The 12603-nt window shown below is 37.5% G+C and carries 19 protein-coding genes; 2 read left to right on the forward strand and 17 right to left on the reverse strand.

All coding sequences use genetic code 11. The annotated features are described in order from the left end of the window. Window positions 1-223: 223 nt before the first annotated feature. Window positions 224-442, reverse strand: coding sequence for a hypothetical protein (locus BAU28_RS04540; protein WP_025149617.1), 219 nt, complete (start codon window positions 440-442; stop codon window positions 224-226). Window positions 443-634: 192 nt separating this feature from the next. Between BAU28_RS04540 and pdaB the strand changes: the two genes are divergently transcribed. Beyond that, window positions 635-1399 (forward strand): polysaccharide deacetylase family sporulation protein PdaB, encoded by a 765-nt coding sequence (pdaB, locus tag BAU28_RS04545; protein WP_071717879.1) that lies wholly within the window; start codon window positions 635-637, stop codon window positions 1397-1399. A 105-nt stretch (window positions 1400-1504) separates the two neighbouring features. Here pdaB and kbaA read toward each other — a convergent pair whose 3' ends face one another. Next, window positions 1505-2116 carry a KinB signaling pathway activation protein KbaA gene (gene kbaA / locus BAU28_RS04550; protein WP_071717880.1) on the reverse strand — a complete coding sequence of 204 codons (612 nt, stop codon included), beginning with the start codon at window positions 2114-2116 and terminating at the stop codon, window positions 1505-1507. Window positions 2117-2255: 139 nt separating this feature from the next. Here kbaA and gerD point away from each other — a divergent pair, with 139 nt between their 5' ends. Then, complete coding sequence (gerD, locus tag BAU28_RS04555) at window positions 2256-2867, forward strand: spore germination lipoprotein GerD (protein WP_071717881.1); 612 nt, start codon at window positions 2256-2258, stop codon at window positions 2865-2867. A 56-nt stretch (window positions 2868-2923) separates the two neighbouring features. Here gerD and BAU28_RS04560 read toward each other — a convergent pair whose 3' ends face one another. From BAU28_RS04560 to infA, 15 genes are all read right to left on the reverse strand, one after another. Then, window positions 2924-3991 (reverse strand): Mrp/NBP35 family ATP-binding protein, encoded by a 1068-nt coding sequence (locus BAU28_RS04560; protein ID WP_002175423.1) that lies wholly within the window; start codon window positions 3989-3991, stop codon window positions 2924-2926. A 144-nt stretch (window positions 3992-4135) separates the two neighbouring features. Further along, window positions 4136-4849, reverse strand: coding sequence for an N-acetylmuramoyl-L-alanine amidase CwlD (gene cwlD, locus BAU28_RS04565; protein ID WP_002175424.1), 714 nt, complete (start codon window positions 4847-4849; stop codon window positions 4136-4138). 66 nt (window positions 4850-4915) lie between these two features. Beyond that, on the reverse strand, window positions 4916-5344 hold the full coding sequence (locus BAU28_RS04570) for a DUF2521 family protein (protein ID WP_002175425.1): 429 nt from the start codon (window positions 5342-5344) through the stop codon (window positions 4916-4918). A 160-nt stretch (window positions 5345-5504) separates the two neighbouring features. Next, window positions 5505-5897 carry a 30S ribosomal protein S9 gene (gene rpsI / locus BAU28_RS04575; RefSeq protein WP_000079986.1) on the reverse strand — a complete coding sequence of 131 codons (393 nt, stop codon included), beginning with the start codon at window positions 5895-5897 and terminating at the stop codon, window positions 5505-5507. 21 nt (window positions 5898-5918) lie between these two features. Then, entirely contained in the window at window positions 5919-6356 is a 438-nt protein-coding gene (rplM, locus tag BAU28_RS04580; RefSeq protein WP_001260793.1) for a 50S ribosomal protein L13, read from the reverse strand. Window positions 6357-6508: 152 nt separating this feature from the next. Then, window positions 6509-7252 (reverse strand): tRNA pseudouridine(38-40) synthase TruA, encoded by a 744-nt coding sequence (gene truA / locus BAU28_RS04585; RefSeq protein ID WP_071717894.1) that lies wholly within the window; start codon window positions 7250-7252, stop codon window positions 6509-6511. 14 nt (window positions 7253-7266) lie between these two features. After that, complete coding sequence (locus tag BAU28_RS04590) at window positions 7267-8061, reverse strand: energy-coupling factor transporter transmembrane component T family protein (RefSeq protein WP_071717882.1); 795 nt, start codon at window positions 8059-8061, stop codon at window positions 7267-7269. Continuing rightward, entirely contained in the window at window positions 8049-8930 is an 882-nt protein-coding gene (locus tag BAU28_RS04595) for an energy-coupling factor ABC transporter ATP-binding protein (RefSeq protein ID WP_071717883.1), read from the reverse strand. Before BAU28_RS04595 ends, BAU28_RS04590 begins: the two co-directional genes overlap by 13 nt. Beyond that, a complete protein-coding gene (locus BAU28_RS04600; RefSeq protein WP_071717884.1) occupies window positions 8906-9748 on the reverse strand; it encodes an energy-coupling factor ABC transporter ATP-binding protein in 843 nt (280 codons plus the stop codon). Before BAU28_RS04600 ends, BAU28_RS04595 begins: the two co-directional genes overlap by 25 nt. Window positions 9749-9853: 105 nt before the next feature. Beyond that, window positions 9854-10216, reverse strand: coding sequence for a 50S ribosomal protein L17 (gene rplQ, locus BAU28_RS04605; RefSeq protein ID WP_000331490.1), 363 nt, complete (start codon window positions 10214-10216; stop codon window positions 9854-9856). Window positions 10217-10251: 35 nt separating this feature from the next. Continuing rightward, window positions 10252-11196 carry a DNA-directed RNA polymerase subunit alpha gene (locus BAU28_RS04610; RefSeq protein ID WP_000569644.1) on the reverse strand — a complete coding sequence of 315 codons (945 nt, stop codon included), beginning with the start codon at window positions 11194-11196 and terminating at the stop codon, window positions 10252-10254. A 180-nt stretch (window positions 11197-11376) separates the two neighbouring features. Continuing rightward, entirely contained in the window at window positions 11377-11766 is a 390-nt protein-coding gene (rpsK, locus tag BAU28_RS04615; protein ID WP_000101797.1) for a 30S ribosomal protein S11, read from the reverse strand. Window positions 11767-11790: 24 nt separating this feature from the next. After that, window positions 11791-12156, reverse strand: a complete 366-nt coding sequence (gene rpsM / locus BAU28_RS04620) for a 30S ribosomal protein S13 (RefSeq protein ID WP_000090790.1) — start codon at window positions 12154-12156, stop codon at window positions 11791-11793. A gap of 21 nt (window positions 12157-12177) precedes the next feature. After that, on the reverse strand, window positions 12178-12291 hold the full coding sequence (gene rpmJ, locus BAU28_RS04625; protein ID WP_000868344.1) for a 50S ribosomal protein L36: 114 nt from the start codon (window positions 12289-12291) through the stop codon (window positions 12178-12180). A gap of 35 nt (window positions 12292-12326) precedes the next feature. After that, on the reverse strand, window positions 12327-12545 hold the full coding sequence (gene infA / locus BAU28_RS04630; protein WP_001029884.1) for a translation initiation factor IF-1: 219 nt from the start codon (window positions 12543-12545) through the stop codon (window positions 12327-12329). Between the last annotated feature and the right edge of the window lie 58 nt (window positions 12546-12603).

Raw genomic sequence — 12603 nt, forward strand, 5'->3', positions numbered from 1 at the left:
GTTAGTTTGTCTAGCATCTAAAATAAAAATTGACGTTTCACGTTGTTTGTTTCGTTCAGTTTTCAAAGAACTACTTCGTCGCTCATTTGCGACTTCCTTATGTTAACATCTTCGTTTTTCGATGTCAACTAAGTTTTTCAATTTCTTTTTTGTCGTTTTCTGCGTTTCCGCATCAGCGACGTTTATTAATTTATCATATACTTATCCTTAACGTCAACACTTTTTAATAAAAAATTCTTTTTCTTACATAACGAATACATTCTTCTGTATTAGCAACTCTCCGAAATAAACAAAAAATGATTTTATATCTTTCTTCCATCGCCTTTTTTACAACGCTATGTATATGCTCATCTTCAAAATCAAATAAAAGTTCCTCTAGCTCTCTCTTCAATATGTATTCCATTTCTTTTTTCTCTTCTTTCGTCAACATAAGCCCAAGCAAATCATCACCCCAATAGTTCCTTACGTAATAATAAAAATTCCGCTCGTTTTCACTTATCAATAACACATCACTGAAAAACCAAAATACTATCATTCATTATATCCATCACTTACGATATTAATCCCTTGTTCTCTTTTTTTAATTTAAAGCATATATGTAACTGAAAAGGATTGGACAAAGGGGCGTAATATTATGTTTTTCTTTTTTATTACGAGTAAAAGAACATTTAAACACATTAGCTTAATAGTCGTACTTTCCTTATTTACAGCATGGCTACTCTTTTTAAAAACATATTCACATGAATCTGCTTTTTCAACTGCTACTGGCCCTAAAGTAATTTACAAAGGGGACACCGCTAAAAAACAAGTTGCATTCACGTTCGACATTAGTTGGGGAGACAAAAAAGCTATTCCAATCCTTGATACACTCAAAGAAAGAGAAATTAAGAATGCAACCTTCTTTCTCTCTGCTGCATGGGCTGAAAGACACCCTGATATTGTCGAACGCATCATGAAAGATGGACATGAGATTGGTAGTATGGGCTATAATTACACGTCCTACACTTCACTAGAAGCAACTGAAATACGAAGAGATCTTTTGCGGGCACAAGATGTTTTTACGAAGCTTGGTGTAAAACAAGTCAAGCTATTGCGTCCACCTAGTGGAGACTTTAACAAAACAACCCTTAAAATAGCAGAATCACTCGGATACACTATCGTCCATTGGAGTAACGATTCAAATGACTGGAAAAATCCCGGCGTAAATAACATCGTTTCCACCGTCTCTAGCAATTTGAAGGGCGGAGATATCGTCTTATTACACGCTTCCGATTCTGCCCTTCAAACAAATAAAGCTTTACCACTACTCTTACAAAAATTAAAGAGTGACGGTTATGAACAAACATCTGTATCACAACTTATATCAAACACTAGTACGAAAAGCGAAGATATAAAGTAGTTCACTTCCAAACAGTTCTTCACGCATAAAAAGCTCTACTATCTTACGTTAAGATAGTAGAGCTTTTTTATTCAGCCAATTAAAACTCTTCGTCCGCTCTTTGAATTAAACGGATTTACTCGTCTGTCCTATTAAACGATGTAATACAAGCAACTGATATGCATTACATAATAGAAGTGGTATAACCATTAAATATAACCAATCTGTATCATTAATCCGAAGCGCTGGTACCCACTCAAGAATTGTTACAACAACCATAAAAAACAGAGCGGGCACAAAAGCTTTTTTGTTTGTTTCTTTACTCTTTACGTAAGCAACAATCGCTCCAAATACAAATAACACGCCAGCAACAAGTATGTTATTCCCCAATGAAACTTCTCCATTTGCAATAAGTACTGACCTTAAATAAACAAAATCAAACAATACGAACGCAATAAAGAAAAGCTGTACTGCATTCCATAAAGAAGATGACCGGAACATCCCTAGTCCAAAACGATGGATTGTTAAATACGCAAAGAATCCCATTTGACTTATAACACTAAAAATAAATCCTATGCCCATCAACCAAAAAGAAATCGCTAAAATTTCTTTACCGTCGAAATTTTGAAAAAATTTAGCGTACTTGTCCCACTCCAAAACAAACCCAATAAAGACTGTGCTAATCCCACCAAGAAACAACGTCGTTAAAAATAGTCGTACCCACTTGCGGCTATTCACAACACATCCCCCATTATTCTTATATTTCTAATTAAATTGTATCAATGACAATTTCAAAAAGCTAGCCATGTTCATGTATAAATTCCTTAAAGATATTTATATTAAAAAAAGAGAACTGTGCTGAAAGGAGCTCCAACTTATGAAACGGATGCTGCTCGTTTCGATTTCTTCTCTTTTACTTTTCGCACTAGTAGCATGTGCACAAGGAAAAGACACGAAATCTGAACTAGATTACGATCAAACAAAGAAAATGATTGTTGATATTTTAAAAACCGATCAAGGAAAAAAAGCAATCCAAGATGTATTAAAGGATGAAAAAATGAAACAAGCACTCATACTAGATGAAACGGTAGTAAAGAAAACGATTGAAGATGCGATGGTATCCGACAAAGGACAACAATTCTGGGAAAAACTCTTTAAAGACCCTGAGTTCTCATCGAAATTTGCTAAAAGTATGGGAAAAGAACAAACAAACTTGATGAAAACTTTACTTAAAGATCCTGAATACCAATCAGGTGTTATAGAGATTATGAAGAATCCTGAAGTAGAAAAAATCATGTTACAAACAATGAAGAGTAAAGAATATCGTCAATATTTACAACAAGTACTAACCGAAACCGCCGAAAGTCCACTCTTCCAAGCTAAAATGATCGATATCATTAGTAAAGGTGTGCAAAAAGCCGAAAAAGGCGGATCTGCTAAAAAAGGCGGTGAAGGTGGTTCTCAAAGTGGGAGTAAAGAGCAAAAGTAAAAATAATAATTATAATAATGAGTGGACAATGTATGTATTGCCCACTCATTATTACTTTACTTTTGTGTAACGGCCGTTTTATCAATAACTGTCTCAGCTATCGCACGATAAATGAGACCCGTTGTATGTGTATCTTCATATACTGACGGCGCAAAGTCTTCTTTATTCCAATCAGGTTGCTGAAGTGGAATTCGGCCAAGTACATCCGTTTGGAGTTCCGTAGCTAGTTTGTCTCCTCCGCCTCTTCCAAACACATACTCTTTCTCACCAGTTGCTTTACTTTCAAAGTATGCCATATTTTCAACGACACCAAGAATGCTATGTTCTGTACGTAAAGCCATCGCTCCAGCGCGCGCTGCTACAAACGCTGCTGTTGGATGCGGCGTTGTTACAATAATCTCTTTACAAGACGGCAACATCGAATGCACATCTAACGCAACGTCACCCGTGCCTGGCGGTAGGTCTAATACTAAGTAATCTAAATCACCCCATTCTACTTCTGTGAAGAAGTGATTTAACATTTTTCCAAGCATAGGTCCTCTCCAAATAACAGGCGCATTATCTTCTACAAAGAATCCCATTGAGATTACTTTCACACCTAGACGCTCCACTGGAATTATCTTATCGCCTCTTACGATTGGACGTTTTTCTATACCCATCATATCCGGTACACTAAAACCGTAAATATCTGCATCAATGATACCGACTTTTTTCCCTAAACGAGCTAAAGCAATTGCAAGGTTAACGGAAACAGTCGATTTTCCTACCCCGCCTTTTCCACTTGCCACTGCTAAAAATGTTGTTTTTGAGTTTGGTGATAATAAAGATTCACTTTTCTCTTCTTCTTGCGGTGGTGCAAACTGAGCTAATTCCTCTTCTGTAAATTCTGCGAAACGAAGTCCAACTGTTGCTGCTCCAAGTTCTTTTACTAACTTTACAATTCCAGACTGCAACTGCATTTGTTCCGCTGTACCTGTTTTTACAATTGCAATTTTAACACTTACATGTTCCTTCTCAGGCTTGACTGTTACCTCTTTAATTGCATTTGTTTCTTTTAACGTTTTATGTAAAAACGGATCTACAATCCCCTCCAACGCTTCCACTACTTGCTCTTTTGTTACCATAATTAGCCCAGCCCCCTGTATGAAAAATAACGTAATGTTAATTGAATTTATCTCTCTTTATTTTTGAAATAAATGCGTTTACATTTCCAGTATAACATATTTTCGGAAAACTTCGTTAACGAGAGAAACTCGAAAAAATCCTCCTTATTCTGGAGGATTTCCCTTTTCCGTAAAATAACGTAATATACCACGATATATTGCAGCTGCTACTTTTTGCTGATATTTCTCCGAATTTAACATATATCTTTCATTCACATTCGATAAAAAGCCAGCCTCAATTAAAGCACCCGGTGTTTTAGCATACTTCAATAAGTACACGTGAGGAATTGTTTTAGCGGAACGATTCGTATTTTCTAAGCTTGTTCTCAATTCAGCTTGTATAAATTTCGCAGCCCGTTCATTTTCAATTAAAGAACGGTAATAGAACGTTTGTGCGCCTTTGGATCCACCACTAGTTAGAGCATTTAAATGGATACTTGCAAAAAAGTCTACATCAGGCTTATTAATGATCTCTACACGCCTTTTTAAATCCTCTGCTTTACGTCTACTATATGACTTTGTATCTTTGTTAGCTAAATCATAATCTCCCTCACGTGTTAAAATAACTAAAGCACCTTGTTCTTGTAAATAATCTTGTACCTTTTTTGTAATCTCAAGTGTAATATCTTTTTCTACAATATCCTTTCCACCAACAGCCCCTCCGTCTGGTCCACCATGTCCAGCATCCAATACAATTACTTTCCCTGATAAGGGTAAATTCCAAGCTCGCCACGATTTTGTAATTTGAAATTCTTGTTTGACTAAAAAAAACAAAACAACCGCAGCGAGCGCAAAAGAGATAATTCGAATTCTCTTCATACCTTTCCTCCTCCAGCTAGTCCCTCTAATTACTTATATGGGACAAGAGGAAAGTTTATGCTTGTCTTAGTGTAGCTTTAATCGATATCTTCTTTCACCTTTTTCATATCCTTCCTGCCACCACAAGCCGATAAACTGCTGGCAAGATTCATAAAGTAATTCCTCATCATTTAATTTAATTTCTCGTATAGTCATACTTGTTAAAAATTGAAATAGTGTTTCAGTTAATTGTTGTTCTTCCTCTAATGCTCTATATTTCACATCAAAGAATGATTCACCATAATAACCAAATTTACTGTATCTCGCTCCTAACAAATAAGATTCTATCCCTAATTCAATACAATAATCTTCATACTGACGATGAAGCTCTTGCATATGAAAAGCATCACGAATATTTGAACGTAATGTTTTTAATGATAATTCTCGCAGCATCTTCCGCTCGTATTTTAACTGCTTTTCTTTTTGTTTTTCTTGTAAGTTGACAATGACATTCATAGTACTTATAAACCTCCCTAATACGTATTAGTCTAAACCTCTAAAGAAGAAGCATACGTAGGACGATAGCACTAAAATATTCCAAACTACAAAAATACAGAAGAGGAATTAAACATAAAAAACCCCAACCAAAATGGTTGGGGTTTGAAGTTCGCAAAAATTAACGTTTTGAGAACTGAGGTGCACGACGTGCGCCTTTAAGACCGTATTTTTTACGCTCTTTCATACGTGCGTCACGAGTTAATAGACCTGCACGTTTTAGTGTTAGACGGTATTCTGGATCAGCTTTTAATAAAGCGCGAGAAATACCGTGACGAATAGCACCAGCTTGACCAGTGTATCCACCACCATTTACGTTTACAAGTACATCGTAGTTACCTAAAGTTTCTGTTGCAACTAGAGGTTGTTTCACTACTTCACGTAATGCAGCAAATGGGATATAGTTTTCAAAATCACGACCGTTAATGATAACGCGTCCTTCGCCTGGAACTAGGCGTACGCGCGCTACTGAACTCTTACGACGTCCAGTGCCATAGTATTGAACCTGTGCCAAAGTAAGCCCTCCTTTAATTAATTATCCGCGAAGTTCGTAAACTTCTGGTTTTTGTGCTTGGTGTGGATGCTCTGCTCCAGCATACACGTTTAGTTTCTTAGAAACTTGACGTCCTAAACGTCCTTTTGGAAGCATGCCTTTAATTGCAAGCTCTAACATTTGTACAGGGTAGTTTGTACGCATTTCTAGAGCTGTTCTTTGCTTAAGTCCACCTGGGTGGTTAGTGTGACGGTAGTAAATTTTATCGTTTAATTTATTACCTGTTAAATGAATTTTCTCAGCGTTAATAATAATTACATGATCACCCGTGTCAACGTGTGGTGTAAATGTAGGTTTGTTTTTACCACGTAAAATGGATGCTACTTCACTAGCTAGGCGACCTAAAGTTTGACCTTCAGCGTCAACCACATACCATTTACGCTCAACTTCGTTAGCTTTTGCCATAAAAGTCGTACGCATGTGTTTCCCTCCTCGTTATCTTTTCCATAGAAAAAATCTATTGTTTATCTTAAACACGATTTCCTTCCGGGGCTAATCGTGGTTTTAGAAACAATACCATATGTTATGATATACTTTTGAGTTTCTAATGTCAAGCAAATGTTACACCAGGATTAGTTGTTATAGTTTACCTGCCATAAGTAAAGTCCATGACCTGGAGCCATCTTTCCAGCAAACTGGCGATTTTGTTTCGCTAAAATCTCTGGAATGCTATCAGGATCAAGCTTTCCTTGCCCTACGCTAAGTAACGTACCAACAATAATTCTGACCATATTATATAAAAATCCATTACCTACAAAACGAAAAATTAATTCATCGTCTTGCTCAATTAACTCGATTTCATAAATTGTTCGCACTTTATCTATTTTGTCAGTTTTTGCCGAACAAAAAGAAGTAAAATCATGAGTCCCGATAAAATAAGGAATTGCTTTTCTTATCGATTCTATTTCAAGTGGATATGGATATTGATATACGTAATTTCTACGGAATACATCCGCAGTCTTTGATAATAATACACGATAGCGATATTCTTTTTTCTCGACACCGTAACGTGCATGAAATTCTTCTGTTTTCTTCTCTACCTGCCTGATAACAATATCATCTGGCAACATTGTATTTAAAGCATTACTCCATTGCCACTCTTCAAGAGACAAAGGTGTATCAAAGTGTATAACTTGTCCTTTCGCGTGAACGGTAGAATCCGTTCTGCCTGATGCCTGAACACGAACAAGCTCTCCTTTATGCAACTTCTGCAATGCCTTCTCTATTTCTTGTTGAACAGTACGATGCTGTGGCTGAATTTGGTAACCACAAAAGTGAATGCCATCATATGCAACTGTACATTTTATTCTTTCCATTTCTCTATTCTCCATTACGATCGCACCCATGCCAAAATACAAGCTAAACAAATTAAGCTTATAATCGTTACTGTATCGCTTGTTTTCCAGCGTAGTTGCCTAAATTTAGTGCGTCCTTCGCCATTTTGATATCCACGAGCTTCCATCGCAATCGCTAAGTCCTCAGCACGCTTAAAAGCACTAATAAAAAGTGGAACGAGTAATGAGATAATTGCTTTCATCCTATCTTTTATCGGACCTCCGGCAAAATCAATACCACGTGACGCTTGTGCTTTCATAATTTTACTCGTTTCATCCATTAATGTCGGGATAAAACGAAGAGAAATAGACATCATTAATGCGATTTCATGAACAGGAACCTTTATACGCTTCAATGGTTTTAATAACGTCTCCAAACCATCTGTAATCTCAATTGGTGTCGTTGTTAACGTTAATAATGTCGTCATTAAAATAATAACGAAGAATCGTATAGAAATGTATATCCCTTGCTCTAATCCTTTTTCATGTATTGAAAACCAACCAAGCTGGAATAGTACATCCCCTTCCTTATTTGTAAAAATATGCAGGAAAAATGTAAAAAGAAAAATCCATAAAATTGGTTTTAAGCCCGAAAGTACATAACGAATCGGCACTTTTGCAAAAAATAAAGCAATGAGTGCATATAAAAATAAAAATCCATATGAAATCGCATTATTTGCTAAGAAAACAACAAATACATATAAAAAGACAATCAACAGCTTCGTACGAGGATCAAGTTGATGAATGAGTGACTGACCTGGAATGTATCTCCCAATAATCAACTGCTGCATGATTCATGACCACCTTTTCGTAACACCTGTACAACTTCATGAGTAAGATCCTCTAAAGATAAGGTAGCCTTCGAAATTGAAATACCAAACTTCTCTTCAATTGCACGTTTATACTTTAAAGACATCGGAAGATCCACACCAATTTGTTCTAATTCATCAGCATGTGAAAATACTTCCTCCGCTCTTCCTTGCAAAAAGACCGTTCCTTTATGCATAACCACAATTTGATCTGCATACTTAGCGGCATCCTCCATATTATGGGTAACAAGAATGACTGTAAGCCCTTGTTCCTTATGCAAATTATAAAACATCTCCATAAGCTCGTGCTGTCCTTTCGGATCAAGCCCTGCTGTAGGTTCATCTAATACAAGCACTTCGGGTTCCATTGCAAGTACACCTGCTATTGCAACACGTCTCATTTGCCCACCGCTTAACTCAAATGGAGAACGTGCTAATAACTCTGTGTCCAATCCAACAAGCTGGATTGCATCTTTCGCCTTTTGTTTTGCCATTTCTTCAGACACACCGAAATTAGTGGGTCCAAAACAAATATCCTTCTCAACTGTCTCTTCAAATAGTTGATGTTCTGGGAACTGAAAGACCACCCCTACTTTTTTTCGTAGTGGCTTAAGCTTCTTCTCTTTCTTCCCTGCTGAGATTAAATGTTCACCAATTTGAACCGTACCATTTGTCGGCTGCAATAAACCATTTAAATGTTGAATCATCGTCGACTTACCTGAACCAGTATGACCGATAATGGCATAATAGCCCCCACTTGGAAACGACACGTCTACATCATAAAGTGCGCGTCTTTCAAATGGAGTTTTATATTGATAACGATGTTCTACTTTTTGGAATGTAATCTCCAAAGTTCGTTCACCAAGCTTTCCATTGTAAGATGCGTATTTTGCAAGAGAATTTCATTTCTTTTTAATAATTCTGCTATTTTTACTGAAAACGGTACATCTAATCCAATTTCTTGGAGCATATGAGAGGACCTGAAAATTTGTTCTGGAGTTCCTTCCTCTAATATTTCTCCCTTGTTTAAAATAATGACACGGTCTGACTGTGCCGCTTCTTCTAAATCGTGTGTAATTGATAACACAGTAATACCTTTTTGATTAACAAGTTGTCTAACCGTTTCTACTACTTCACGTCTCCCTTGAGGGTCTAGCATTGACGTTGCTTCATCTAATATTAAAATAGATGGCTGAAGTGCTAAAACGCCTGCTATTGCGACTCGTTGCTTTTGCCCACCAGATAACGAATGAGGTTCATCATTAAGAAAATCTTCCATACGGACAAGTTGCAGAGCCTGTTCTAATCTTTCTACCATCTGCTCTCTTGGCATTCCAATATTCTCTAAGCCAAATACAACATCATCTTGTACTGTCGTTCCAACAAATTGATTATCAGGATTTTGAAATACCATCCCAATTTGTTTTCGAACATCCCATACCGTGTCCTCCGATAAAACCATTGTATCATTTACAGTAATTGTCCCTGATTCCGGCAAAAACAAACCATTCAATAATTTTGCAAGTGTAGACTTCCCTGAACCGTTCTGTCCAATAACAGATACCCATTCTCCTTCATATAAGGAAAATGAAACATCTTTTAATGCATAAGAGGCTGCCCCAGGATATTGAAATGATATATTTTCTGTCCGAAGTTTCTCTTTTTTCAATACAAGGCACCCTTTCCTTCGCCAAGTTAGCCTATTTTTTTTATTTAAAAAAAAAGGGCCATGACCAGTTACTTGAAAAGAACTGTCCTGCCCTTTTAATCATCATTATACTAACTCGATAATTACCATTGGTGCTGCGTCTCCGCGACGTGGACCAATTTTTGCAATACGAGTGTATCCGCCTTGGCGCTCAGCATAGCGTGGAGCTACATCAGCGAATAATTTTTGAAGTGCATCTTGACCAGTCTCAGCGTTAGCAACTTCATTACGGATGAAAGCTGCTGCTTGACGACGAGCATGAAGATCTCCGCGTTTACCTAAAGTGATCATTTTTTCCACTACAGAACGAAGTTCTTTTGCACGAGTTTCTGTCGTTTGGATGCGCTCGTTGATAATTAAATCAGTAGCTAAGTCACGTAACATAGCTTTACGTTGCGCACTTGTACGGCCTAATTTTCTGTATGCCATTCGTAGTTCCCTCCTTTGTTGATGGGTTTAAATCCTCAGTCGTCTTTACGTAAACCTAAACCTAATTCCTCAAGTTTATGTTTAACTTCTTCTAAGGATTTACGTCCTAAGTTACGAACTTTCATCATATCTTCTTCTGTTTTGTTCGCAAGCTCTTGTACAGTATTAATTCCTGCACGTTTTAGGCAATTATAAGAACGAACAGAAAGATCTAGTTCTTCGATAGTCATCTCAAGAACTTTCTCTTTTTGATCTTCTTCCTTCTCGACCATAATCTCAGCATTTTGTGCTTCATCAGTTAAACCAACAAAGATATTTAAATGCTCAGTTAAGATTTTGGCACCTAAAGAGATAGCTTCTTTTGGCCCGATGCTTCCATCCGTCCATACATCAAGCGTAAGCTTATCATAATTAGCCACTTGTCCGACACGTGTCTTTTCCACTTGGTAAGTTACACGTGATACTGGAGTATAAATAGAATCAATAGGAATTACTCCTATTGGTTGATCTTCGCTTTTATTTGCATCAGCTGGCGTATACCCACGGCCACGCTTTGCAGTTAAACGCATGCGGAAATGCGCATTTTTTGCTAACGTCGCAATGTGTAAATCTGGATTTAAGATTTCTACATCACTATCGTGAGTAATATCAGCAGCTGTGACAATACCTTCGCCCTGTACATCGATTTCCAACGTCTTCTCTTCTTCAGAGTAGATTTTAAGAGCTAACTTTTTCAAGTTTAAGATGATCGTCGTAACGTCCTCTACTACGCCCTCAACTGTTGAAAATTCGTGTAAAACGCCATCGATTTGGATGGCAGTTACAGCGGCACCAGGGAGTGAGGATAAAAGAATACGACGTAAGGAGTTACCCAAAGTAGTACCATATCCACGCTCAAGCGGTTCAATCACGAATTTGCCATACTTAGCATCTTCGTTAAGTTCAACCGTTTCGATTTTCGGTTTTTCGATTTCAATCATTAACTAAACCCTCCTTCAAAACGTCGAAACCCCGGTTAAACAAAGGACAAACCCCTGTTTAACCGAAAGTCCCCCTTAGGCAGTTCCCGATTGTGCACAACAAGCGATGTTTCTGTACGAAATTTCTCGATAATGCATCATATCCATTATAGACAAAAGGGAAAATTCTATACAGAAAAATTACACACGACGACGTTTTGGTGGACGACATCCATTATGAGGAACTGGAGTAACATCTCTAATTGCTGTTACTTCTAGACCTGCAGCTTGAAGAGCACGAATTGCAGCTTCACGACCAGCACCAGGACCTTTAACAGTAACCTCTAAAGTTTTTAAACCGTGCTCCATTGCAACTTTAGCAGCAGCTTCAGCAGCCATTTGCGCAGCGAATGGAGTAGATTTACGAGATCCACGGAAACCAAGTGCACCAGCACTAGACCAAGAAAGTGCGTTACCGTGAGTATCTGTAAGTGTTACGATTGTGTTGTTGAAAGTAGAACGAATATGAGCTATACCAGCTTCAATATTCTTTTTCACACGTTTTTTACGAGTGTTTGTTTTACGTGCCATTGTTAGTTCAACCTCCTTTACTTATTATTTCTTTTTATTTGCTACTGTACGACGTGGACCTTTACGTGTACGAGCATTGTTTTTAGAGTTTTGACCACGAACTGGTAAGCCACGACGGTGACGAAGACCACGGTAAGAACCGATCTCCATTAGACGTTTAATGTTAAGAGATACTTCACGACGAAGGTCTCCCTCAACTTTAATACGATCGATGATATCACGGATACGTCCTAATTCGTCTTCCGTTAAGTCACGAACTCGTGTTTCTGAAGAAATACCAGCTTCAGTAAGAATTTTTTCAGCAGTTGTGCGACCAATGCCGAATACGTAAGTTAAAGAAATAACAACGCGCTTGTCACGAGGAATATCTACACCTGCGATACGTGCCATTCCGAATGCACCTCCTTCTGATTAACCTTGTTTTTGTTTATGTTTAGGGTTTTCACAAATAACCATTACTTTTCCACGTCTACGAATAACTTTACATTTTTCGCAGATTGGTTTAACTGACGGTCTTACTTTCATGTCTCGAACCTCCTTAAAGATTACGGAGTGCTATATTATTTAAAACGGTACGTAATACGACCACGATTTAAATCGTACGGAGATAATTCTACCGTAACTTTGTCTCCTGGTAAAATACGAATGAAGTTCATACGGATTTTACCAGAAACGTGAGCCAATACGACATGCCCATTCTCTAATTCTACTTTGAACATAGCATTTGGCAACGTTTCAAGAACGGTACCTTCGACTTCAATTACATCATCTTTAGCCATTCAATAGTTCTCCCTTCTTCAAATCAGTAACATTTTACACTGCTCTGAAATACCGGAG

The organism is Bacillus paramycoides (assembly GCF_001884235.1).
GTDB classification, from domain to species: domain Bacteria; phylum Bacillota; class Bacilli; order Bacillales; family Bacillaceae_G; genus Bacillus_A; species Bacillus_A paramycoides.

Coding starts and splice junctions, on each gene's coding strand:
- pdaB (WP_071717879.1), top strand. CDS start 635: ATGTTTTTCTTTTTTATTACGAGTAAAAGAACATTTAAACACATTAGC.
- gerD (WP_071717881.1), top strand. CDS start 2,256: ATGAAACGGATGCTGCTCGTTTCGATTTCTTCTCTTTTACTTTTCGCA.
- BAU28_RS04560 (WP_002175423.1), bottom strand. CDS start 3,991: ATGGTAACAAAAGAGCAAGTAGTGGAAGCGTTGGAGGGGATTGTAGAT.
- cwlD (WP_002175424.1), bottom strand. CDS start 4,849: ATGAAGAGAATTCGAATTATCTCTTTTGCGCTCGCTGCGGTTGTTTTG.
- BAU28_RS04570 (WP_002175425.1), bottom strand. CDS start 5,344: ATGAATGTCATTGTCAACTTACAAGAAAAACAAAAAGAAAAGCAGTTA.
- rplM (WP_001260793.1), bottom strand. CDS start 6,356: ATGCGTACGACTTTTATGGCAAAAGCTAACGAAGTTGAGCGTAAATGG.
- truA (WP_071717894.1), bottom strand. CDS start 7,252: ATGGAAAGAATAAAATGTACAGTTGCATATGATGGCATTCACTTTTGT.
- BAU28_RS04590 (WP_071717882.1), bottom strand. CDS start 8,061: ATGCAGCAGTTGATTATTGGGAGATACATTCCAGGTCAGTCACTCATT.
- rplQ (WP_000331490.1), bottom strand. CDS start 10,216: ATGGCATACAGAAAATTAGGCCGTACAAGTGCGCAACGTAAAGCTATG.
- BAU28_RS04610 (WP_000569644.1), bottom strand. CDS start 11,196: ATGATTGAAATCGAAAAACCGAAAATCGAAACGGTTGAACTTAACGAA.
- rpsK (WP_000101797.1), bottom strand. CDS start 11,766: ATGGCACGTAAAACAAACACTCGTAAAAAACGTGTGAAAAAGAATATT.
- rpsM (WP_000090790.1), bottom strand. CDS start 12,156: ATGGCACGTATCGCAGGTGTAGATATTCCTCGTGACAAGCGCGTTGTT.
- rpmJ (WP_000868344.1), bottom strand. CDS start 12,291: ATGAAAGTAAGACCGTCAGTTAAACCAATCTGCGAAAAATGTAAAGTT.
- infA (WP_001029884.1), bottom strand. CDS start 12,545: ATGGCTAAAGATGATGTAATTGAAGTCGAAGGTACCGTTCTTGAAACG.